Origin of the sequence: Funiculus sociatus GB2-C1, assembly GCF_039962115.1 — a bacterium.
In the GTDB taxonomy this organism is placed as follows: Bacteria; Cyanobacteriota; Cyanobacteriia; order Cyanobacteriales; family FACHB-T130; genus Funiculus; species Funiculus sociatus.
On sequence record NZ_JAMPKJ010000031.1, the window covers coordinates 13,926 to 36,946 of the forward strand.

Annotated in this window: 16 protein-coding genes; 6 read left to right on the plus strand and 10 right to left on the minus strand. The window is 44.2% G+C overall.

Annotated features, from left to right (window positions below; translation table 11 throughout):
- Nucleotides 1–57: 57 nt before the first annotated feature.
- From NDI42_RS15635 to NDI42_RS15650, 4 genes are all read right to left on the minus strand, one after another.
- Nucleotides 58–1,152, minus strand: a complete 1,095-nt coding sequence (locus NDI42_RS15635; protein ID WP_190456546.1) for a glycosyltransferase — start codon at nt 1,150–1,152, stop codon at nt 58–60.
- 46 nt (nt 1,153–1,198) lie between these two features.
- Complete coding sequence (locus NDI42_RS15640; RefSeq protein ID WP_190456548.1) at nt 1,199–2,167, minus strand: methyltransferase domain-containing protein; 969 nt, start codon at nt 2,165–2,167, stop codon at nt 1,199–1,201.
- A gap of 202 nt (nt 2,168–2,369) precedes the next feature.
- Nucleotides 2,370–3,698, minus strand: coding sequence for an O-antigen ligase family protein (locus NDI42_RS15645; RefSeq protein ID WP_190456550.1), 1,329 nt, complete (start codon nt 3,696–3,698; stop codon nt 2,370–2,372).
- A 162-nt stretch (nt 3,699–3,860) separates the two neighbouring features.
- On the minus strand, nt 3,861–5,255 hold the full coding sequence (locus tag NDI42_RS15650; RefSeq protein WP_190456552.1) for an oligosaccharide flippase family protein: 1,395 nt from the start codon (nt 5,253–5,255) through the stop codon (nt 3,861–3,863).
- 572 nt (nt 5,256–5,827) lie between these two features.
- Here NDI42_RS15650 and NDI42_RS15655 point away from each other — a divergent pair.
- The gene (locus tag NDI42_RS15655; protein ID WP_190456554.1) at nt 5,828–8,044 is read left to right on the plus strand and encodes a hypothetical protein; all 2,217 of its coding nucleotides are present in this window, start codon (nt 5,828–5,830) and stop codon (nt 8,042–8,044) included.
- A gap of 42 nt (nt 8,045–8,086) precedes the next feature.
- On the opposite strand, the gene NDI42_RS15660 is transcribed toward NDI42_RS15655, so the two are convergent.
- From NDI42_RS15660 to NDI42_RS15685, 6 genes are all read right to left on the minus strand, one after another.
- Entirely contained in the window at nt 8,087–8,260 is a 174-nt protein-coding gene (locus NDI42_RS15660; RefSeq protein ID WP_190456556.1) for a hypothetical protein, read from the minus strand.
- A 434-nt stretch (nt 8,261–8,694) separates the two neighbouring features.
- On the minus strand, nt 8,695–9,876 hold the full coding sequence (locus NDI42_RS15665) for a glycosyltransferase family 4 protein (protein WP_190456558.1): 1,182 nt from the start codon (nt 9,874–9,876) through the stop codon (nt 8,695–8,697).
- Entirely contained in the window at nt 9,873–11,120 is a 1,248-nt protein-coding gene (locus NDI42_RS15670) for a glycosyltransferase family 4 protein (protein ID WP_190456561.1), read from the minus strand. Before NDI42_RS15670 ends, NDI42_RS15665 begins: the two co-directional genes overlap by 4 nt.
- Before the next feature lie 892 nt (nt 11,121–12,012).
- The gene (locus NDI42_RS15675; RefSeq protein WP_190456563.1) at nt 12,013–14,226 is read right to left on the minus strand and encodes a GumC family protein; all 2,214 of its coding nucleotides are present in this window, start codon (nt 14,224–14,226) and stop codon (nt 12,013–12,015) included.
- 527 nt (nt 14,227–14,753) lie between these two features.
- Entirely contained in the window at nt 14,754–15,365 is a 612-nt protein-coding gene (locus tag NDI42_RS15680) for a hypothetical protein (protein ID WP_190456565.1), read from the minus strand.
- 274 nt (nt 15,366–15,639) lie between these two features.
- A complete protein-coding gene (locus NDI42_RS15685; RefSeq protein WP_190456567.1) occupies nt 15,640–16,251 on the minus strand; it encodes a thylakoid membrane photosystem I accumulation factor in 612 nt (203 codons plus the stop codon).
- A 286-nt stretch (nt 16,252–16,537) separates the two neighbouring features.
- On the opposite strand from NDI42_RS15685, the gene NDI42_RS15690 reads away from it, so the two are divergent.
- From NDI42_RS15690 to NDI42_RS15710, 5 genes are all read left to right on the plus strand, one after another.
- Nucleotides 16,538–17,395, plus strand: a complete 858-nt coding sequence (locus tag NDI42_RS15690; protein ID WP_190456568.1) for a FecR family protein — start codon at nt 16,538–16,540, stop codon at nt 17,393–17,395.
- 60 nt (nt 17,396–17,455) lie between these two features.
- Nucleotides 17,456–19,225: a CHASE2 domain-containing protein gene (locus tag NDI42_RS15695; protein ID WP_190456572.1), complete on the plus strand. Its 1,770-nt coding sequence runs from the start codon at nt 17,456–17,458 to the stop codon at nt 19,223–19,225.
- A 449-nt stretch (nt 19,226–19,674) separates the two neighbouring features.
- The gene (locus NDI42_RS15700; RefSeq protein ID WP_313931220.1) at nt 19,675–21,015 is read left to right on the plus strand and encodes a MurT ligase domain-containing protein; all 1,341 of its coding nucleotides are present in this window, start codon (nt 19,675–19,677) and stop codon (nt 21,013–21,015) included.
- A gap of 58 nt (nt 21,016–21,073) precedes the next feature.
- The gene (locus NDI42_RS15705) at nt 21,074–21,856 is read left to right on the plus strand and encodes a type 1 glutamine amidotransferase (protein ID WP_190456573.1); all 783 of its coding nucleotides are present in this window, start codon (nt 21,074–21,076) and stop codon (nt 21,854–21,856) included.
- Between the two features lie 173 nt (nt 21,857–22,029).
- Complete coding sequence (locus NDI42_RS15710) at nt 22,030–22,974, plus strand: DUF4351 domain-containing protein (protein WP_190456575.1); 945 nt, start codon at nt 22,030–22,032, stop codon at nt 22,972–22,974.
- The last annotated feature ends 47 nt before the right edge of the window (nt 22,975–23,021 follow it).

A 23,021-nucleotide genomic window follows, 5' to 3' on the forward strand; every position in this document is an offset into this window, starting at 1 on the left:
TCAACCCAACCTAATAAATTCCTCTAATTAAAGCAGAAGCAAAGGAAGAAAATAGCTTTAGCTAACATTCAATACCTGCCGATACCCTGTTAAAGCATTTTCTAGGGAATATTCCGCAGCCTTTTGCCGTAAAGCTTCAGAATTTCGAGGCTCCTCTAAACTCTTAATAATAGCTTCTGCCATCCCCTTGACATCTCCCACAGGTACTAATTTTCCATAGCGACCGTGCTCTAAAATCTCAGCAGGGCCACTCTCGCAATCGGTAGAAACCACCCTGGTTCCTCCAGCCATCGCCTCAATTAATACAGTAGGCAACCCCTCAAATAAAGATGAAAGAACGAACACATCCGATGCAGCCATATAAGCATAGGGATTCGCTACAAAACCAGGTAAAGCTACAACTTCCGTTAAACCTAGTTCCTGCACCAAAGCCTCAAGTTGTGGACGTTCTTTTCCCTCACCCAAAATCATCAACTTTGCCGGACGCTGCTGCTGCACTTGTGCAAAAGCGCGAATTAGCATTGGAAAATCTTTCTGCTTTTCCAAGCGTCCCACACCCAAAATCACCGGAGGCGAACCCGGTGCAAACCAAGGATGATCCACAGGTTCAGCAACTTTTTTAAAAAGTTCTGGGGTAACAACTGGGTTGTAGATTACTTTAACCAGTTCCTTAGACAAACCCAATTTTATTAAATCATCCGCCGCCCCTTGAGATACTGTAACAACTGCATCAGCCCACGGGTAAAACCAGCGTGCCAAATAAGGTGAAATTCGCCTTTTAAGTTGGGTTGAATTTTGGGACTCTATGGAAAGAGTGTTATGCACGCTAACTACCATTCGAGTAGATACGCCACCTATTTTTCGACTCCATAAAGCCACTAAGTTCGTATCTTCCAAAGCCGAAAGTAAAGCTTGCGGTTTGTTTTCTTTTAGATAGCGTACTAGCGCAGGAAGGCTGGTTATTAGCCGCTTACCCTGCAAGTCTATGATGTTTACTTCTGGCGGAACCAGAGGCAGGAAAGGCCCTTCGACTTTAACTAAAACTAAGTCTACGCTTAAACCTTGCTCGATAAAACCACGAGTCAAGTTAACTAGCACTCTCTCAACGCCACCACCTTCGAGGGAGGTGAGAAAAATTGCCACATTAGACATCTTAAATCCGGCAATAAATTTTTACAAATCTTAATGAGCAAAAACTCTATTGTATACCTTTGTAGAGTTTAAGCAATTCTCGGTCAGAAAGAACGCGATCGCTCTTTGTCCCGATAAAATAATATCCTGATGCTGCATCAAATGTACCAGGCTTATCAATCAAGAAATAATCTAAATATTTTAACCAGAAGGATGTCAACCTGGTAAAAGCTTTTACCGCAGATTTTGCCGCATCAGACTTCACAAAACTCAAAAGAAAGTATTGATATGACCAGGCTAATGCCATTCCCGGGCCACACACTGCGCCACTAGAAGCTTCTTCAAACTTGCGGAACAAACGGCGATGTCCTAAATGGGTGAAGCGAGTAAAATCATATCTTCCCATGTGTACTTGTTGCATAAAGGGAGTTTCTGCGTAAACTACTCCACCTTTTTTAAGTACCCGATAAATTTCTTCTACACATCGGTTGGGATCTAGAACGTGTTCGAGTACAGCTTGTACAATTACCCCATCAAACGAGTTATCAGCAAAGGGTATGTCGTGAGCGTCACAGATTAATGCTGTACAAGGGCCAAAAGAAACATCAGTGCTAACAATTTCCAAATCTGGATTGGAAAAAACAGCTTCCATTCCATCTCCTACTATACCCCCACCAACTACCAAAATCTTAGGCTTTTTATTCAGCTCCATTACCAGCTTTAAAAACTTGTTGTAATTAGCTTTTCCCTTGATATTGGCATGAATATCCGGGAGCAGATTTGCAACAACCTTTTTCAATTTTGACTGGGATTGAAAATTGAAAGTTGTATCTTGGCGATTTAAAAAATCGCTAAAAGAAAAGATACTCGACGACTCATTGATTAAAACAGGTATTCCATCAACCACAGGAAAATGAGCTTTACACTCAGAATTTGTACATTCAAATTCCTCGTTGACCAATTCTAGCTTTGACTGGCAAACTGGACAATTGAGCAATTGTTGCGTATTTTCCGATAGCTTCATCTGGGTATTCATGAAATAATCCCTCTATTTTTGATAGGTAGCGCAAAGTAATTTATCGGACGAAATGCGTAACCAGCTTACCCTGATATCTTGTTATCTCGTACTCAGGCTGAGCCTGGGAATGCCTACTGTGAGGCTCCGTCTTACATTCTCCGCAAGTTTGGTGGTTGCGAGGGTGGAGGTACCTCCCGTTCCAGCCTGGGTACGAGAAACATTAAGGAAAGCTTTCTATCCCGGTTTTACTCACAGTTTCTTCCCTGAATCTTTCGGTTTCTTTCCTAGTCGTTACCGCTTGGACATTTCTTAAAGAGAAAGTGATTGAGACAAACAAAACCCAATAAATAGAGTTTGGTTCGACAATCGTACTCTCGGTGTAATTATACATAGGCAAGAACGTTAAGTAAATTAGAGGCCATAGAGATTCTGAAGTTGTACTTGTACGCACGTATTTGATTGCTCGTATATAAGCAAAAGCCACACTAAGCACGAAAAACAACGCTCCTAATAAACCAATTTCTACTCCTATATTGTAAAAACCATTGTGAGCCTGATACACCCTGTAGCGAAGTACGCGCCACACATAATCTGACTCTCCTCCCTCTATCCAAAACGCCTGATACCCGTAACCTAACCAAGGACGCTCCCAAATTTTATGCATGACAGCTTCCCAAATCTCTGTACGACCGCTGAGGGTAGGATCTTTCCCTAAACTAAACAGCAAATTGTCCCAACTAGCTACAGTAAATGTAGCCATACTTCCACCTATTAATATCGCAGTGATGAAGAAAGGAATTGCCAGGTTATCGCTCCATCTCAAAGCTCTATACAGAGGTAGAAGAAGTATCAAAGTAAGAAAGATAACCAGAGCAGTTTTAGAAGTTGAAAGTATAATTAGAGCAATTGCTAGACCAGCAACACCGAACGCAAGGTAGCGGTACTTGCTGCGAATATCCAGAGCAGCTAGTAATGGAGGAAACGCACATACAAGCATCAGCCGAGCAAAGAGATTTTTGTGTAACAATGGTCCTCGCCAAGCTCCCGAATGAGTCCCATTTTCTATTCCCGATCCCCGCAAACCTAGCGTATACAATAAACTAAATACTGCGACTATACCCAACGCCCATGCTATTATTCTTAACTGCTCTTTTAAGCTAAAGCGGGAAGCAAGATACAATCCAAATAAGGTTGTTGTTAATGCAAATATACCAGCTTTTCTCGATATACTTGGGAAATCAGACCAAAAGAATGAAGTTACGATAATTCCTATTAAAACTAATAAGAATGGGTCTCTTAGAGCAGGGCGAACAACACTTTTGAACCGGGCAACAATAAAGAATAAAGTTGTCGCATAAATCCCATATTGCAGCAGCGACACCAGACGGTCAAAAAATGACGAGACGTAAAAGCCGTATCCTGGTACGCCCTCAGACACATTGTAATAGCTGGCAAAATTCAAAACACCTGTGAAAGCTACCAGGGTAAGAATGGCGAATCTTTTTTCAAAGAAGTTTAGGAGGGGACTTACAGTTTGAGCTGGTGACATAGGGAAGGAAAATTAATCTGAATTTTCTGATGAGCCGCTAATACCATTTCCGATTGGGAAGCCCTTGCCTGTAAAGGATTTCAGAACTTTAAGTGTTGCAATTCTAAAATCTAATGGTATAACTTTTAACATTGAGAGTCCGTAGCTACGATCGCGCTAACTTCAAGACGCGCCTTCAGACTTTGCTCCCCTGATACTTTTAATGTAATCTCTCAGCTTTCGGTGCGTACTGGGCAACAAAGCCACCACTACTAATCCCAGCGCCGCCCACCATCCTAACTGATAAGCAAACAGAGCCGCAGCAAAAGCACCCCACCACAAGCCAGTCAGTCGATAGTCTGGGTTGCCAATATCCCGCACCAAATAGAAGTGAATTACAACGTAACTCGTCAGGGCCACTATCTCAGCCCAACCGTATCCGATTAATCCCAGGCGGGGTAAAAGCAAAAATGCTGCTCCCGCAAAAAGAGCCATGTGTACGATGTGAAAGGCTGTAACTTCCCAGTTTCGCCGCAGAACGTAGAGGGCGGAGGAGTGCATATTAAACAGGGAGTTGGTCAGGTAGCCCAAGGCAATAAAAGGATAAACTTGTACTACGGGAAGCCAGCGATCGCCAAATACTAGAGGAATTAGCCAAGGACTAACCCAACTAACTCCGACTAACAGGGGTCCCACTGCTAATATCTGTAAACCCATGCCTTCAGTTACAGCTCTTACTAGGCGTTCTTTGTCCCCCTGCAAGCGGGAGAGGGTAGCGATAGAAATTCGCCAGGTTGCTGCCTTGACAAAACCAAGAATCTCGATAATGCGGATGGCTAAAGCCACGTATCCCACCGCTTCGGCCCCAGCGAACCTACCTACTAGCAAGGGGTTGATTAGGGTACGCAGTTGCCAGACCCAAATTGACGCGGAGAAGCTCATGCCGTACCCCCACATCTGCTTAACTAAATCCCAGTTCCAGGCAAAGCGGGGACGATAGCCTGCACTCCAGTAGAGTAGTGCTAGAGTTTGAGCTTGCTGTAGCCACCATCCAGCCACCAGCGCCCACACTCCGGCTCCCCGAAAAGCCAATGGAAAGGCTATCACGTAGTAAAATAACTGACCGAGAAGTTCAATTAAAGCTACCCGCTTGTAATCTAGATTGCGCTCTAGCCGGGCCATCGGTACTTGATTGAGGAGAACGACGGGAAGCCCCAGAAACAAGACTTGCGCTACCGGGCGAAACCCTTTAATGTTCACCCAGCTTTCTATTAAGGGAAGCGCCAAAAAAGCTAAAAGCATTCCCGCCAACGCTTGCAATAGCAGTAGGGTGAAAGCTTGGTGGTATACTCCTAGTTCTTCTTCCCCTTCTCGCCGCACCAGATAAACTTCAATACCTAACTGACTGAGCATCTGGAGGTACAAAAATATACTGACAGCGGCAGCGTACAGACCGTAGTTTTCTGGGCCGATCACCTTGGTAACTAGCATCACTCCCGCCAGACTGATGAATACTCCCAGTCCCTGACGCAATACCAGGTAGATTCCTCCCCTCATGACTTGAGTTTTTAAGCTCATGCTTGTCGTCCCTCAAAGTAGCAAGTATTACGGGAAAAACTTTGAGGCTCTACAAATGAGGACTTCCAGAAAAAGAGATTTATAGATAGTGATCGCAGCTTGGGAGTCTTTAGCGGCGGAAGATTAGGGATTGGTACAATGCTCATCATTTTTTTGAGCAGGTGGCTCATCAGCTCCAGCACATTTTTCTCCTCAGTTTGCCTTGGTTCATCGCTACTGCATATTTCAGACTGTCTTCTACAGACCGTCAGCATATTTCATTGAATAAATTAGTCAATTGCCAATAATGCTAGTACAGACTGGCAAAAATATCTCAGCAGCAGTTAAAGTTATTGTAATTGGGTGTCAATCTCTTGCTAGGCAAACAAAATTAATTTACCACAGACAACAGTGTGCGTTCGTGAGAATTTTCCCTGGAAGTTTAAAGCTTTTATAAAGATACTTAATATTTACACATTTGGCATTGAGCTATGGAATGCTTGATAATTTTTCATTAAAACTTGAAATGTACGAGTAGATAACTCAATTATTCTCTGCAAAATGGCTGTAATCTTACCAGTATTTAGTCAATCATGATATTACAACTTCTCCATCGAGCTGTGGCTCCTGTTTTTATTGGCATTATGCTTGGTTGTAGTGCAAGTAGCAACCAACAGCCGATTGTAGGAGCAGACCTTGTGTCCACACCGATTGAGCCAACTTCCTACGTCGGGGCAAATGGGTATCGCTGGGCTAACGTGTCGATAGGAGGCGGAGGGTTTGTTACAGGTGTCTACACCCACAACGCCCAAAAGGATCTGGTTTATATCAGAACCGACGTTGGTGGCTTTTATCGCTGGAATGCCAAAGATAAAACCTGGATTCCATTAAATGACAGCTTCTCAATGCAAGAGAAAACATATTACGGGGGAGAAGCGATCGCGACAGATCCCAATAACCCAAATATCGTCTATATGGCCGCAGGTAAATACTCCCAGTGGCAACCCAAAGGGTCAATTTTTAAGTCCACAGATCAAGGTAAAAACTGGACTAAACTAAACATAGACTTAGGGATGGACAGCAACGACGAGCATCGTTGGGCGGGAAAAAGGCTAGCTGTCAATCCAGCCAACTCCAACATTATTTTCTTTGGTTCGCGGCACGATGGCCTGTGGAAGTCGGAGAATGCAGGCGCGACATGGGCAAAAGTCACAACTTTATCTCCAACTTTTACCAAAGGCGTTGGCGTCTTGGGCATTGTATTTGACAACCAAGTACCAGGTTTAGTCTATGCCAATATTTACGGAGACGGTATTTACCAATCTACTGACACGGGTGTTACGTGGAGCAAAATAGCGGCAAGTCCAGCACAAGCACAGCGAATGGCTGTTGCTAACAACAGTATTCTGTACGTAACCCACATGGCAGGGGTTAGCAAGTATGAAAAGGGAACTTGGAGCAACATCACCCCAGAAAACAAACCAGCAGCTTTTAATGCCTTGGGTGTTAACCCGAATAATCCCAACGACCTACTGGTAGCCTTGGGTCAATCTACCTCTACTAAAATTTACAGAACCTCAGATGGTGGTGCCACTTGGACAGAGAAAAAGGCATCGATAAACCATACCGTTCCTTGGTGGGACGACTCCATGTTTTCCTTGTGGACTTCCGCTATTGAGTTTGACCCAAAAGTTCCAGGGAAAGTATGGTTAACTGACGGGTTTGGAATTTGGCAGACAGACAATATCAACGCCAATCCGGCCGTTTGGACTAACTATGAGCAAGGACACGAAGAAGTAGTTGCTTTTGCGATCGCTGCACCTCCCAAAGGCGCTGTCTTGTTGAGCGGGGTAGCCGATGTAGACGGTTTCTATCACAACAATGGACTGAACGCCTTTCCCGCCAAAAGGTTTGAAGGTATTTCTCCCATAAATAACGCCAATCGCGACACCTATGCGATCGCCTACTCCCAAACCGACCCTTTGCGTATCGTCCGCGTTGGCGGTTCGAGGTGGAACTCAACTTATACAGGAGCAACTTCAACAGATGGCGGATTAACATGGAAGCGGTTTGGGTCATTTCCGGCATCAATGCCACTGCGCGTAGCTATATCGGCAACTAACCCAAATTTATTCGTTGTAGCTGTCAGTAAAGCTCCACCCCTACGTACCACTGATGGCGGCGCATCATGGAGTGCAGTGTCAGGACTACCTAATGGCCCAGAAGGCCCGTGGTATTGGGGTCAGCCGTTGGTGGCGGATAAAGTAGATGGCAATACTTTTTACTATTACAGCGACGGCAAAGTTTACCGCAGCACTGACGGAGGTGCATCCTTCAGCGTTGTTAACTCATCGATTCCCAATATTAATAGTGACTATTATTCCTATGCACTAAAAACAGTTCCAGACGCGAAAGATGAAGTCTGGCTCAGCTTAGACTGGGAAGGTTTATTCCATTCCACAGACGGTGGCAAAACGTTTTCTAAACTGCCTTCGGTAGAAAAGGCGCATTTGTTTAGTTTCGGGAAACCACAGACAGGAAGTACAACTCCGGCGCTTTATTTGTATGGAAAAATTTCTGGTATGGGCGAGGGAATCTTCCGTTCTCTCGACAGAGGCAAAACTTGGATAAGCATCGGTTCTAAGCAAAATCCCATCGGTGGCGAGCCAAATGTGATGGAGGCGAGTTGGCAGCAGTTTGGCTTGGTCTTCATTGGTACCAATGGCCGGGGTATCTACTACGGAACTCCAGACGATTCCAAGGAGCAGGCTGCTTTATCTTCCGCGCCCGTACCCGCAGTTCGCCCCTGAATACTGGTCAAATTGATCTGCCAAGTACCAAGGCATTAGCCTTTAACAAATTTGGGAACCTCTAGACGGTTCTTCCGCGCTAGTAACACGTTCTGTTAAAGAATTATTTTGTAGTGCTGTTGCTTCTGACAACACTTGCGAGACGAGGGATTCAACCATCATCAAGACTACCGAAAATGCTAATACTACGAAACCAGCCGCAGTGAAGATCAACATTACGCTCGTAGAAATTAGTTTATTGATAAACGTGTTCATTTTTCTGAGTAGCTTTCTTTACCTCTCTAGCATATAAAACAGTACGTGGCGTTGGCATCAGTGAATTTTTTGAATTAATTGTAAAGAACGCCCTTATAAATTGGAAAACCTACGTGGATATATGTAAGTATAATTTTTTACTCATCAATTCAAATTTTGGTTATTACTTTATCCTAAAAGCTAAGATTTGTAAATTAATGGTGCTAGTACAGCCGTAATTGAGTGTAAGTATGGGTGTCGCGCTTATAACATTGGTGCAGTGAGTGTCACTGGCTATTGTCGGTAAAAAAAATTCAAAGACAAAAAATAGTAGGGGCGTACAAATAACTGTACGCCCCTATCCCCTGACGGGAAATATTAAGTTATATTGACAATTTAGAGATGCAACAGCACTCTTAAGCCTTGACAGGACGGTCTGAAACTGGAAATGGGTTTGGTTTTGGTTTTGGAACAGGGGCGGTGAGTGTGTTGTACAACTTCAACGTTTCGGCAGTAATCTGGTTCCAGGTATAGTTTGTTTGTACATAATTCTGGGCGTTTTTAGCCATTACCGCCAGTTCCTGCTGGTGATTGATTGCCCATTCCAAGCTGCGGAGGCAGGAGTCTACATTTTTCACCTGGAAAAGCATCCCCCGTTCTTTGCCGATCAATTGCTGATGCACGGGAATATCACTACCGAGTACGGGGACACCTTCCTGCATTGCTTCCAACATCGATAGAGGTAATCCCTCCAACTCAGAAGGAAGTACAAACAATCCCGCGCCCCGAAGGATTTCTGCTAGACGAGGCCCTCTAAGTTCACCTGTGAATATTATGTTTTTGTTATTCGCCGCCATGTCGGTTATCTCTGAGGTGAACTCATTGGTATCGCTGGTACCGCCGACCATGACGAGTTTCCATCCTTCTTGCTGAAGGTTTTGAAAGGCTTTGATGAGTAAGTCGGGACACTTTTCCGGCACCAGTCTACCTAAAAATAGAATATAGCGTCCCTGTTCCAGACCTAGCGAAGTTCCATAAGTAAAAGTAGGGTCTGAATCACCCATATTTGAGGGTGCGTTAGGAATATAAATTGTCTCTTTACCGTAAGTTTGCTTAAAGTATGAGCGCAGTTCCTCTGAAACGACTATCATCTCATCAGAGAAGCGGACAGCAGCGCGTTCCCCACGACGGATGAGGTCGCTAGAAGCTTTGTTCCATTTGGCACGTTGCCAATCTAAGCCATGACAGGTGACAACGACTTTTGCTGAAGAGGCAAATTTTGGTAGCCAGGTAAAGAGGGATGGCCCTAAAGCGTGGAAGTGAACGATATCATAACGCTTTGCATTAGAAGCGATCGCTCCCAGCGCCGAACTCAACAGAGCATCCATTCCCTTGACATTCAAGCTGGGTATAGAAACAACCTTCACACCATGAACGTTATAGTGACTCAGTGAAACATTTCCGGTGTATGAGGAACGAGCAAACAAATCTACTTCGTGACCCTGTTCAACTACCCGCGAGTAAATTTCTTCACAGTGATGCTCGATGCCACCTTGTTTGGCAGGCAACCCTTTCGCTCCAATTACGGCAATTTTCATTGTGAAACCCCGGTAAAGCTTTTATGATTAATCTGGCTAGTAGACAAATTCCCCTGTTCCCAGCGGCTTAGCATATCGCTGTAGATATCACCCACAACAGTCCTGGCACTGAAAGGTTTGGCAGCTTTAACGCACGCCTCAATTGGATAATCTCCGCTATTGTGCAGTACCTTACGCAACGCATCTGCAACTGCGGCTGGCGTTCGCTCCTCGCATACCACTCCACTGTCAGGAGTCAGCAGGTTGGGAGTTTCGCCGCATTTGGTTGTCACCACTGGCGTACCGCTGGCAAGTGCTTCGAGAGCAACCATAGGAAGACCCTCATAGACGCTAGTTAGTACAAAAACACTGCATATGCGCTGCAACTGTGCAAGTTCTGTCTGGGCTAATGGTCCCAGCAACGTTACCTGTTTGGACAATCCAAAGCGGGAAATTTCAGAATTTAGCTCATCTTTTAAGTCTCCATCGCCCGCTATGAGCAGGTGAACATTTGCATTGTTCAGGGCGGCAATGGAGCGGATTAGCAGTACGGGATCTTTTTGGGCGTGAAGGCGACCAGCAAATAGAATAAAGCGCGTATCCTGGGCTAAACCCATTTGCTGTGCTAAGCTTCGCCTAGCTTGTTCGCGTTCATCCTCGGTTAATGGGTAGCAAATTTCGTTATCTACTGTGTTTTTGACGTAGGAAACGCGCTCTGCTATGTCTGGGTAACGCTGCTGGTAATGTTGCACTGAATCGGTGTTGCACGACAAGATTTGGGAAAACTGACTTATAAGATAGTGTTCGATCGCAAAATACGCTGCTGGAAAACGTTGCCATAAAATAGCATTTTTCTTGTCTGTAGAATTTACCTGCTTTTGAATATCATTGTGAATAAAAAGAGTTTTCTCACCAGTCCATTTAAGAGTTGCTAGGGTCGGTTCCAGCCTGTGAAAGTGCATGAAGTCTGAACTCAAGTTACGACCCAAAAGGGCAGCCGTATATTTAATAGAGGTTGGTACTAATTTTTTAAAGTTATCGTTTTCTATAAAAAACAAGGGCATAAAGCGGATTTCTCTGCCTGCCACTTGGGCGTCTCGCCATACTCCTATGGGTTGGGATGGATCGTTTTCCGTTCCTACCAGTCGGATTTCAAACTCGCTAGGAGCGTATTTGACAAAGGTGCGTATGACTGTTTGAATACCCCCGATGCTAATGCCACTAGGATTGAATTGGTAGAAGATAGTCAAAACAGGTTTACGCATAACTATAAAACCTATATATAGCTAGGTGTGTTGGTAGTTTTTTCGTAGCAACAAAGATTAATTTAGCAGCCGGTGAGTAGATTTTCTTCAGCATTATCGCTTAGCTTACTTGAAAATTCTGGAATTCTCTTCAGCGTTATTACGTAGATTACTGTAAAACACTACTCAAGTAAATTGAATTTGCCAGAGTTCACAGAGAATTCTCAAATCCCATACTTGACTTCATGGCAACTTCATAATAATGAGTTTTAATATTTTTTTTATCCAAAATATCTACTTGATATAGCACTAGGCAATAATTTCGTCCCCAAGCCGAAAAACCCTAGCCTAGCCATTCCTAGGCTCATAGGCAGCCTGCTTCTATCTTAAAATTGAACCCGTTACTACTATCAAAAGTAGGAAATTATAAAATACTCCTTAAGACAGTTGTTGGCTGACTTTATTAATGCGTACAACCACTTAAAAAGTATATTTTTGTATAAGTTTGACTTTCTTACTTTACAATGAATTTTCCGAGGCAACGGATATAAACTGCTAATGAAGTCTGTATTTAAAAATGTAATTTGACATACCCAATACAAAAACACAATTATTTTTTCATCAGGAAGATGAAAAAATAATTGTGTTTTTGTTTATCCGCAGTAGCAGCCTGCAAAAGCGAATTTGCTTACTTTCCCTATCAGGAGAGGCTATGTACGTAAGGGCATTTAAGCAACTGTATAAGTTAGCTGCCTTCGCCGCCAGGAAAGGGGAGCCGCCCCTCTCCTGTAAAAAAGGTTTCCACTGCCCCTAGCCTAATACGGTTAGGATAAGATGATTTGCCATAAGCGTATAGAACGTTTCTACAACGGTACGCTTATGGTTCGATCTAGAAGTATCGACGAATGCCGATTTAAAAGCGATCGCTATTTTTGGGAGCCTTAGCTGTCAGCATTTTTGGCGTACTGGCATCTTCCTTGTAGTATGCCTTGGCATGGTGGAAATAACTATCAGGTTCGTTCTCTACAATCACACCATTGACTACCAAACCTAAAATCTTCTGACCTGATTGCACCAAAAATTGCTTACAAGCAGCAGCACTGACAGTATCAACCACGCCTGGCCGGACTACCAATAAAATACCATCAGTCATTTTGCCCACTGCTAGAGCATCCGCCACCAGAACGATTGGAGGCGTATCAAGGATTATAAAATCGTAGTTTTTAGAAGAATTGTCAATTAATGCAGCCATCCGCTTTGAGTCAACAAGAGCTAATGGATTAGGAGGAATCACCCCAGAAGGAAGCACATCGAGGTTATCCATCACTTCTCGCACAGCCATTCCAAACTCAGCTTGATTAACGATGACATCGCTCAGACCAATTGCATTAGTCAAGTCCCAGATATGATGCTGCATGGGATGGTGCAGATCCGCATCTATTAATAAAACTCGTCTTCCCAGTTGAGCCATAGCCATAGCCAAGTTGGCACAAACCGTAGACTTGCCTTCCTTAGAAACAGAACTTGTCACCGCAATGACTTTCAGCTCTTGATCTGGACTGAGAAACTTCAAGTTTGCCTGAAGCATTCGGTAAGCTTCACTGATAACCGAATGTGGATTATCTCTAACGGGAAGCTGCGGAACAATTCTTTCTAGCTTCTTACTGCGAAAAGTTACTTTTTTCTTCAAAGAAGGAACCATTCCCAGGACGGTATACTTAAATAACTCCCGCACCTCTTTGGCGGTTTTGATGGTTGGATCTTTCAGGTCTACAAGGAAAGCAGTGATTACATAAAGTAGACTGCCTGCCACAATTCCGGCAGCTAGGATTATTATCTTGCGAGTACCTACGGGCTTTTCTGGAACTGTAGCGGCGGCAATTAAACTAGCGTTACCTACATTTTGATTTTCTGCAATTTGTACCTCTTGAAGATTTTTCAAGAGAATTTGATAGGTTGATTGCGCGGCTTCTACTTGTCGTTGTAAATCCCGCTGACCCTGTTGCAATCTGGGTAAAATGTTAGCCCTTTGCCTGTAGGCCGACTGAGCGCGAGATAGAAAACTGACTTGATTAGCCAAGCCTAAGCGTTGCACCTCTGCATTGACTAATTCTGCGGTTAGTTTTTGTTCAAGTTCACCAATTTGTAAATTTTCCCCGGATACTTGTTGGTTACTGCCAACAACCTGACCTACCCGTTCCTGTAGTAAAGCTTTTAATGCTGCTTGTTTACTTTCCAGATTAATTATTCTGGGGTTTTCATCCTGAAGACGGGTGCGCTCGACTGTCAACTCGCCTTCAATTTTTTGGAGTTCTATCAACACTTGCTGAACTGCGGGAGATTGACTGAGCGAGTTTAGTGTCATAGCCCGCTGTGAATTCAGACCTATCTTATTTTGGAAGGCGGCAACTCTAGCACTTGCATCTTCAAGTTCAGCCTGAGTTTGAGCTTTTTTGCTGTCTAGCTCTGCGATCGCTTTTACAGCTGAGCTTCCTTCTTCTTCTAAAGCTACAATGTTATTCTGTTCTTTGAAATTACGCAAATCTGCTTCTGCTTTACGAACATTAGCTTCAGTTTTGGGTAGCTGCTTAGTAATAAATTCGCGAGCCGCAGCTGCTTGAGCGCGGTTATTAAGTATGTTCTTCTCGCGATAAAGACTCATAACTTTGTTGACTATCTTTGCAGCTTCTTGGGGATCTTTGCTTTTAAAGGATATCTGCAAAACATCAGTCCCTTTGATACCTTTTACCGTAAGCTGTTTTAGGAAATCGATAGTTTTTAGGGGGTCTCCCTTTTTGTCTTTCAGCTTTAGGGAATTTATCGTCTCTTGTATTAGAGGTTCAGAACGGACTATCTCTGCTTCAGTATCGAGAGGGGTATTCAGAACGTTTAGCGGTTCCAACTGCCCGATTTTTGCTCCTGCCTCTGTGACTAAGGCAGAAGTCGTATTTTGCTTCTTAAACAAAAGCCTACCTTCTGCTTCATAGGTGGGCTTTTTTAAGAACGCAAATGCGGTAGCTAGTGTAACTGTAAATACAAAAACGGTGGTGGCGGGTAGCCAACGCCGTTTGAGGATAAGCCAGTATTTTTTAAAATCTATATCTTCTGTGTATTCTCTAGTTTCCATAAGAGGCTCGTGTAGGAGGGTGGTAATAAGGTTGTTATCGAGGCAGGTGTATTAGCCGCCCCCAGAAGCGAGTCCTTGGAGTGTGGACTATTTCCTCGCTTATCAAGAGGCAGCATCTGGCAGTTCTTACTCAGCCGACAATTGTATCCTAACAAGGCTAGTGAAAGTTGGAGCAATTAAAACTGTTAATCAAGTAAAGGATGAGCTTAAAGCTGTATGCAGTAGCATCGGACTGGCAGGTCTAGAGAAGATGGATTAACAAGAGCTGGCTTTTGAAATTTGTTGAGACTGACGGACAATAGCACTATGGAAAAGAGTAGAAATGCGATCGCATTCGGTCAAAGCACCCTATAAGCTTATAGTTTAGAGCAGGATTGGGCGCGCGATCGCTATATAATCACCCAGAGAATTGAGTAAAAAATATTTGGGAACATATTTCTGACTTATGCGATCGCTCCACAAATGTTGATATATGTGTAGAAACAGGTTGAAAAATTATTCTTTAGCGAACGGTATTGCCACCACCCTTAACAAATAGGACTATTCCCAGGATTCACTGCATGAATATACTCGCTTCCTGAATGGGGCCACCCCCGTTTATAAGCAGCTTCCTCTGGCTTTCCCCAACCGAGTTGCAAGACAATTTCTAAAAAATCTGACTTCTCCCACTTCCAAAGGCTTGCCCATTCGGTGCCACAAGAAATTCTGTCTACATCTGGTGCCATAATCATCCGGTGGTCTTTACCGTTATTAACGCTCAGGTACAAGTCCATCTCGGCTGTTGCTTCATGCCAAAATAACATTATTGAATTTTTAGCAGCTTTCAGCGTCTCTATATCACTCGGAAGAGCAATTAGCTGAGCATCTACTTCTGGAATTCGTAGAGTTTTGTCCTTGAGTGTTAGCTGTCGCCAGACAATGCCGGAAACGTTGTGTTCCCTCTGGTAGCGATGAACTGCGGCTTTAAAGTCTTGATAGGCTGTGAATTTTTGGATGCCCTCCGGCTTGAGAAACTTGTCAATCAATGGGTTAACTCCAGAAGTCTTGGCAGCTAAATTAAGGCGCTGCCCATTGAGACAGGCGCGGCGCTCAGTAGCCAAGATTTTGATTAGCTCCTCGGTGGTGTAGACTTTTGGCATCAGAACACCATCTGGTCGCGGTTACAGATAGTTTAGCGTCGCTTGCCTTGAAATAGGTCAACAAGTCAGTATCAAATTAACGTCAGCTGGGCGGTTAAAACCGCAGCTACACAGACCGGAGGCGGAGCATCTGCGGCTTTGCTAAACCCGCGCAGGCGGAGTTCAAAACCCGTGATATTCCGATACTCCGCGCAGGCGGACTAGAGTTTGTATAGCTGCGAATTCTATTCGCCAGAGCCGAAGTTGACACTAATGCAAGCGGCCCAAAATAAAATTATTTGGTTAATTCGGTATTAAACTCATTGAATGTTCGCCGCTTCAGTTCTGCTGATTCGGAACGAGGCAACAAGTCAAACACCTCCCGCAAGACATCATCTACCTTCTCATACTCGACCTTGCCCTTCTCGTTCAGCACAACCTCGCCTTTCTGGTTGAGCAAGACTGTCTGAGGGACGACACCTTCATAGTAATAGCCGGGTTCGGTAGCTGTAAAGGTGGATTTTTCTGGAATAGCATCTACGTTGATGGGCATAATATTTGCCGCCCGACCATAAAAAGCTTGTAAGCGGTTGACGACGATCGCGTACTGCTTGCAATCGCTGCTATCGTCTACAAAGAACACCAGCAGCGCAGGTTTTTTCCGGGCGAAAGAGTCTGCCAAAGTCGCTTTCGGCGGCACCAGTGAGCCATTGCCAGCGTAGAGAGCGAAGATATTGCCGTCAAAGTAATCGTCGTTGATGCCTGCTAAGGCTGAGGGAGTTCCCAGCAGCAGCAGCAAACCCAAACAAGCAATTAGCCTCAACAAGTAGCGGTCAAAAAGATGCCGCCACGAACGGCGATAAGCTGCCAGAATACCGAATCGAAAAAGTAAAAGACGAATATTCATATCAAGGTTGCTGTGGAAACTATCATGGTCGCGCCGTCCGTACCATTCAACTGCGGAAACGAAAACAGGCTATTATAATTTACTGCATTCAGGGTAAAAAGATATTTTGATTAAATGCTTGTGCTATTTAAACGCATGATCTCCGCATCTAAATCTAAAGCGGAACTTATTGGGGATATAATATCTAGTCTAAACAATAATATTTTTGCATAAATTCCCCACTAAAAAGCGATAAATAATATAGCTACATAGCCAAATTATTTTCGATTTAATAATCTTCTGCCCTATGAAATTGCACCCAGCTAGAACTTTCCGACTGTTAGCATTGGTATTAACGGGTATTTTATTAGTAGCCTTACCCTTGCTGGCTAAGGATCTTCAATTGCCTTCGAGCCGCTTTGTGGAAGTGAGGCAGATTCGCGGGACAGTAACTTACCAAGGAAGACAGGCAAAAGTAGGCGATCGCTTGACAACATCTGGGCAGCAAATCGCTACGGGAGCAAACTCCAGCGCTGTTTTAGCTGTAGACACTGCGATCGCTACTATCAATGTTTCAGAAAATTCCATTTTACAAGTTAAAAATCTTTCTCTAGCTGCCAAGGGCGGTAGGGTGACTGTCCTGGGGGTGCCTAAAGGGCAGGCAAGGATACAAGCACGAACCTTAAAAAACCCTAATTCGCGCTTGGAAATTAGCTCTCCATCTGGTGTTGCTGGCGTTCGCGGCACCGTGTTTGGCGTTGCGGTTGATCCCAAAGGGAAAACAGGAATTTCTACGCTTGAAGGCGCCGTAGCCACCACAGCTAAAGGGCAAACTGTGATGATAAATGGTGGTTACTCTTCTGTTATTTTTCCTGGTTCCCCGCCAACCTCACCTCGGTTGACGAAGGATAAATTAAAATACAAATTGGAAAGTTTGTCAGCAATCGGCAACAACAAAATCCGGTTGATTTGTATAGTCGATCCGCTAAATTTGGCATTCCTTAATAACCGTTCCCTAGAGATAAATCAAAAGGGTAAAATTGATGCAATACTTCCTGCGCCAGCCAATTCTGATTTGCGGCTAGTGGTTCGTAGCCCGTTGGGAGACGAAAAATATTATAACTTAAGTGCAAAACTTCGGGAATCAGGAGTCAATAGTCAGTAGTCCTTGGCTAATGGTTTTTGAAGAATTAGCACTTAGCAACTGGCTAATGATTAATAACTAATGACTATTAAAATTTCGGTGTTAAATTCTTTATTGCCGGGAGTTATTGCTGGTGTAATTTCCGTGACGATGTGGCAACTGGAGGGATGGAAACCGCTAGAAAATCTGGGGTACAATACGCTGTTTCAAATTCGCGATAGGGGAATTTTGCTATCGCCAAAATGGGACGAACGGGTGGTGGTAATTGCAATTGATGAAACCAGTTTGCAGGAGTATGGGCGATTTCCCTGGAAACGCGATCGCTATGCACAGCTATTGCAAGCGTTATCAGCATCTCCACCAGATGTGATTGGTTTTGATATTCTATTTGCTGAAGAAAGTCCCGAAGATAGCCAATTTGCTGACGCTATGTTTGCTAAGGGAAATGTAGTTTTGGCGAGGGTTTGGGATGACAAAGGTAAACCTTTACCAATCGTACCAAATTTAGTAGAAGCTGCTGCTGCACAAGGGCATATTTTACACAAACCTGATACAGATGGTATCAGCCGTCAGGCGACGCTATTTGTGCGTGAAATTCCATCGCTAGGGGTGGCAATGCTGCAAGTTTATAATAACAGTAACCAAATACCCGTAAGCGATCGCTCTGTTGAATTTCAGCCTGTCTTACTTAATTGGCTTGGAAAAACCCAATCTTTACCAACTTATTCGTTTGTGGATGTTGTGGCTGGGAAATTTCCTAAAAACGCTTTCGCTGGTAAGTTGGTTTTAGTTGGTATCACAGCTACAGCTTCCGATCCCCTGCTGACACCTTTAAATCAAAATCCTCCGACTGCTGGGGTATATATTCATGCAGCTGTAATCGATAATTTGCTTAATAACAGGCTGCTTTCTACTGTACCCATCTGGGGAATGGTGCTGTTGTTGCTGTTGGTTGGCCCTGTTTCCAGTTGGTTATTTTCCACCCAAGGGTCAAAAGGAAGAATTGCGATCGCGTTTTTATTGCTGATAGTTTGGTATGCAACTGCACTATTATTATTCACCTTCGCTAATGTCTGGATTTCCATCGCCGCACCAATTGGGACAATGGTGCTATCAGGGGTGATTTTACAATTGCGAGAACAGCAGGAAAAGCAACAGCTAATGAGTCTGTTTGAAAAATACATGGCTCCGGAGACTGCTAGTTTAATTTGGCGGCGGAAAACTGAAATTTTTCATAAAGGTGAGTTAAAAGCTCAAGAAATGGTAGCGACGGTTTTATTTATGGATATTCGGGGTTTTACTACCATTTCGGAGAAACTAACACCCCGCGAGTTACTAATTTGGCTAAACGAGTATTTGGATGCAATGAGCGATTGCATTATGAACAACGGCGGCGTTATAGATAAATATATTGGGGATGCAATTATGGCAGTGTTTGGTATTCCGTTTCCTCACACGAAGCCGGAAGAAATTCAGCAAGATGCTTTGAATGCGATCGCTGCTAGTTTAGCCATGCACGAACGGCTGCAACAGCTTAATGAACACCTGCTGGCTCAAAACAAGCCAAAAATTGAATTTGGCATTGGCATTCACACTGGTCTAATTATCGCTGGTAGTGTGGGCGGTTCTCGACGTTTAAATTACTCAGTGCTGGGAGATACTGTTAATATTGCTGCGCGACTAGAGGCGATGAATAAGGATGTCAAAGAAGGCAATCCGTATCGTCTGTTAGTTACTGGCGAAACCTATGGATATGTGCGCGATCGCTATTACGCCCGACCCGTCAAAAACCTTCAATTGAGAGGTCGAGAACGAGAGACTTTGATTTGTGCAATTCTGGGCAAAAAATAAGCGATCGCGCATATATAAGCCCACAGGCTTTAATCGTCAGGCGTTAAAAAAAAGTAAAATGTATCACTTGTTACTATACGCCTTCTCGCTTCGGCCTCTTAGTTCAATAATGAAAATATTTATATAAATAATATTGCAGCGTGGTTCTTCCTTATCAAGATAAATTATATCAGAAAAAACCAAGATAAGTCTAGGGGTTTAAACAAGAAATTTTCCTAAAAATGGGTGAAAAACACTTAAATTTAAAAGCGACGAAGAGCGATTTTTAGCCAGACTTTACCGAAGAAATCTTCCTACTACGGAATCCAAACACAGAAGCTTGTTCTGGAAAATAAGTGGATGTAGGCTCTTGTTAAGGTAAAATGCTGACGAGCCAACAACAGCTCAGTAGATAAGCAGTAAAGACGCTTGTAGAAACTTGATAAATCGCGTCTTGGTAGGAGTGTGGTGTGAGGATATCATTTTTCGATAGATTTCGGCTAGGCGTGGCGGTGGCGGTGGCGAAGACGGTAACGGCGCTGGTGCGATCGCTGCGGCTGGGGGCTGCTAGTGTATTACCTGGGGAAATTGCCCGTCGCCTGCATCCGAATCTGTTGCAGCTGCTGTCTCGTCAGGTGAAACACGGGGTTATTTTCATTGCGGGGACGAATGGGAAGACGACGACATCGCTGCTGTTGCGGACGATGCTGGAACGTCAGGGATGGCGAATTGCCCACAATGCTGCTGGTGCTAATCTGGTAAATGGATTAATGACAGCACTGTTGGCAAACACGAACTTAATCGGTCAGTTGAGCGCTGATTATGCGATTTTGGAGGTAGATGAAAATATTCTGCCCAAGGTTCTGCCTTCTATTCAACCGAAATTTATTTTATGTTTAAATCTGTTTCGGGATCAGCTGGATAGGTACGGTGAAGTTGATACGATAAGCCAACGTTGGAAAGATGCGATCGCGCAGCTTCCAAAAGAAACTGTGGTAATCTTAAACGGTGATGACCCGACGTTATCTTATTTGGGTCAGCAGTTGCCGCAACGGGTTTTATCTTTTGGGCTAAGCGAACCAGAAGCCTATCTTGACGAAATTCCTCACGCGGTAGATTCTATTTATTGTCCTCGGTGCGGTCATTCTCTCGATTATCAGGGCGTCTACTTATCTCATCAAGGCGATTTTCACTGTCCCAGTTGTGGCTTTGAGAAAAGCAAGCTGGCAATTGACAGCCGAAAATGGCCTCAAATATTAATCGGCATTTACAACAAATATAATACGCTGGCGGCTGTATTAGCAGCTCAAGAAATTGGGGTCGATACAGATACTCTTCTCGATACAATTAAAAACTTCCACGCGGCTTTTGGGCGGTCTGAGGAATTAGAAGTTGCGGGAAAAAAGGTGCGGATTTTGTTATCAAAAAATCCCGTGGCGTTGAATGAAACTATTCGCGCCGTTAATCAGCAAAGAAGTAATGGTGGTTTCTCTACAACACTGATGGTGTTGAACGATCGCACGCCCGACGGTACAGATGTATCGTGGATTTGGGATGTGGATACGGAAAAGTTGGTGGAGAAGGGGGGAACTGTGGTGGTGAGCGGCGATCGCGTCTATGATATGGCGCTGCGTATCCGCTATAGTCAAGCTGAGGGAAATGTCTGCAAGTTGATTGTAAAGGAAGATTTGCAGGATGCGATCGCTACAGCTTTAGAACACACTCCGACAGGGGAAACTTTGCACATTTTACCTACTTATTCGGCGATGTTGGAAGTGCGCGGGATTTTGACTGGGCGGCAGATTTTGTGATTTTAAAAACCGCAGTGGCGCAGAGGACGCAGAGGAAGAGAGGGAACAGAGGGAGTAGATGGAATTAACTATTGGTTGGCTTTATCCGTCGTTGATGAGTACCTATGGCGATCGGGGCAATGTGATATGCTTGCGCCAGCGCGCCGAATGGCGGGGAATTCAGGTGAATGTGTTGTCTTTGGCGCAGGATACGCCGCCAGAAGAATTTCACAAGGTGGATGTGTTGGTTGGTGGCGGCGCACAAGACCGACAGCAAGAAATCGTGATGCGGGATTTGCGGGGGGCGAAGGCGGAGGCTATCCGCGAGAAGATTGAAGCTGGGACACCAGGGGTGTTTACTTGTGGGTCGCCGCAGTTGTTGGGACACTACTATGAACCAGCGTTAGGTCAGCGGATTGAGGGATTGGGTTTGTTGGATATGGAAAGCAAGCATCCAGGCCCAGACGCGCGTCGCTGTATCGGTAATGTAGTTTTTGAGGTGACGGCGACACGGTTGGCGCAGGATTTGCAAAAGATGCTGGGCGCTGCGCCAGTAATAATTGGGTTTGAAAATCACGGCGGTAGAACTTATCTGGGGAAGGTGGAACCGTTGGGACGTGTGGTTAGCGGTTACGGTAACAATGGGGAAGATGGGACGGAAGGGGCGTTTTATCGGAATGCGATCGCTACCTACTCTCACGGCCCGCTTTTACCTAAAAATCCCTTCGTCGCTGATTGGTTGATTCAGACAGCATTATTAGAAAAGTATCAAACCCCAGTGTCTTTGGAACCGCTAGATGATACTTTAGCAACGCAGGCACGAGAAGCCATGTTTAAAAAATTAACTGCGATCAAGAAATAAATAATTGCTAATGGTTAATGGGGTTTTCTTACCATTAGCAATTAGTAAGAGTAGGTTGGGACTGTGCAATAGCGAAACCCAACAAATACTTATGTTATCTTGGTTGAGGTGCCTCAACTACAATGATTTTTAAATAATGGTTTGTTACTACGATTAGCCATTAGCTTGATTTCATGATAGACCACGATCGCTTATTCAAAGAATTAATTTCTACCTTTTTCTGGGAATTTATCGAATTATTCTTCCCCGAAGTCTCTGCATACTTAGAAAGAGAACCAATAACCTTTTTGCCGCAGGAAATATTTACAGATGTGACATCAGGCGATCGCCGCGAAGTCGATTTAGTGGCAAAATGCCAATTTAGGGGTAAAGAGTCATGTTTTCTAATTCATGTCGAGAACCAATCTCAATCACAAACAGATTTTAGCGAACGGATGTTTTTTTACTTCGCTCGTTTGTATGAAAAACATCGCTTACCTGTGTACCCAGTCGTAATATTTTCTTTCGATTACCCTCTGGAGGAGCAGCGAAATTTTCATCGAGTCGAGTTTCCTGACAAAGTAGTGTTAGATTTTAACCACGCTGTCATCCAGCTAAATCGACTCAACTGGCGAGATTTTTTGCAGCAACCTAACCCAGTAGCCGCTGCATTAATGTCTAAGATGCGAATTGCCCGGAAAGATAGAATTAGAGTCAAGTTAGAATGCCTGCGTTTGCTGGTAACGCTGCGTTTAGATCCCGCAAGGATGCAGTTGATTTCTGGGTTTGTGGACACCTATCTGCGGCTGAATGCAGAGGAAGAAAGGCAGTTTCAAGCCGAGATTGTTAGGATTGAACCAGTCGAACGGGAGGAAGTTATGGAAATTGTCACAAGTTGGATGGAGCAAGGAATCGAGCAAGGAATCGAGCAAGGAATCGAGCAAGGAATCGAGCAAGGAATTGAGCGGGGAAAACAGGAACTTGTCCTGCGTCTGCTCAATCGTCGGTTTGGTACACTTGACCCGGAATTTCAACAACAGATTTCTCAGTTACCAGTGGCACAATTAGAAAATTTGGCAGAGGCTTTACTGGATTTTTCAACTGTCGATGATTTGCGTAATTGGTTGAGTAATAATTAGGCGAATGGGAAGACAGAAGAAGGCTAATTGCTAATGGTAAGAAGAAA

Bases quoted from the DNA above. Each gene is read 5' to 3' on its own strand.
- NDI42_RS15635 (WP_190456546.1), bottom strand. From the start codon at position 1,152: ATGTCTAATGTGGCAATTTTTCTCACCTCCCTCGAAGGTGGTGGCGTT.
- NDI42_RS15640 (WP_190456548.1), bottom strand. From the start codon at position 2,167: ATGAATACCCAGATGAAGCTATCGGAAAATACGCAACAATTGCTCAAT.
- NDI42_RS15645 (WP_190456550.1), bottom strand. From the start codon at position 3,698: ATGTCACCAGCTCAAACTGTAAGTCCCCTCCTAAACTTCTTTGAAAAA.
- NDI42_RS15650 (WP_190456552.1), bottom strand. From the start codon at position 5,255: ATGAGCTTAAAAACTCAAGTCATGAGGGGAGGAATCTACCTGGTATTG.
- NDI42_RS15655 (WP_190456554.1), top strand. From the start codon at position 5,828: ATGATATTACAACTTCTCCATCGAGCTGTGGCTCCTGTTTTTATTGGC.
- NDI42_RS15660 (WP_190456556.1), bottom strand. From the start codon at position 8,260: ATGTTGATCTTCACTGCGGCTGGTTTCGTAGTATTAGCATTTTCGGTA.
- NDI42_RS15665 (WP_190456558.1), bottom strand. From the start codon at position 9,876: ATGAAAATTGCCGTAATTGGAGCGAAAGGGTTGCCTGCCAAACAAGGT.
- NDI42_RS15670 (WP_190456561.1), bottom strand. From the start codon at position 11,120: ATGCGTAAACCTGTTTTGACTATCTTCTACCAATTCAATCCTAGTGGC.
- NDI42_RS15675 (WP_190456563.1), bottom strand. From the start codon at position 14,226: ATGGAAACTAGAGAATACACAGAAGATATAGATTTTAAAAAATACTGG.
- NDI42_RS15680 (WP_190456565.1), bottom strand. From the start codon at position 15,365: ATGCCAAAAGTCTACACCACCGAGGAGCTAATCAAAATCTTGGCTACT.
- NDI42_RS15685 (WP_190456567.1), bottom strand. From the start codon at position 16,251: ATGAATATTCGTCTTTTACTTTTTCGATTCGGTATTCTGGCAGCTTAT.
- NDI42_RS15690 (WP_190456568.1), top strand. From the start codon at position 16,538: ATGAAATTGCACCCAGCTAGAACTTTCCGACTGTTAGCATTGGTATTA.
- NDI42_RS15695 (WP_190456572.1), top strand. From the start codon at position 17,456: ATGACTATTAAAATTTCGGTGTTAAATTCTTTATTGCCGGGAGTTATT.
- NDI42_RS15705 (WP_190456573.1), top strand. From the start codon at position 21,074: ATGGAATTAACTATTGGTTGGCTTTATCCGTCGTTGATGAGTACCTAT.
- NDI42_RS15710 (WP_190456575.1), top strand. From the start codon at position 22,030: ATGATAGACCACGATCGCTTATTCAAAGAATTAATTTCTACCTTTTTC.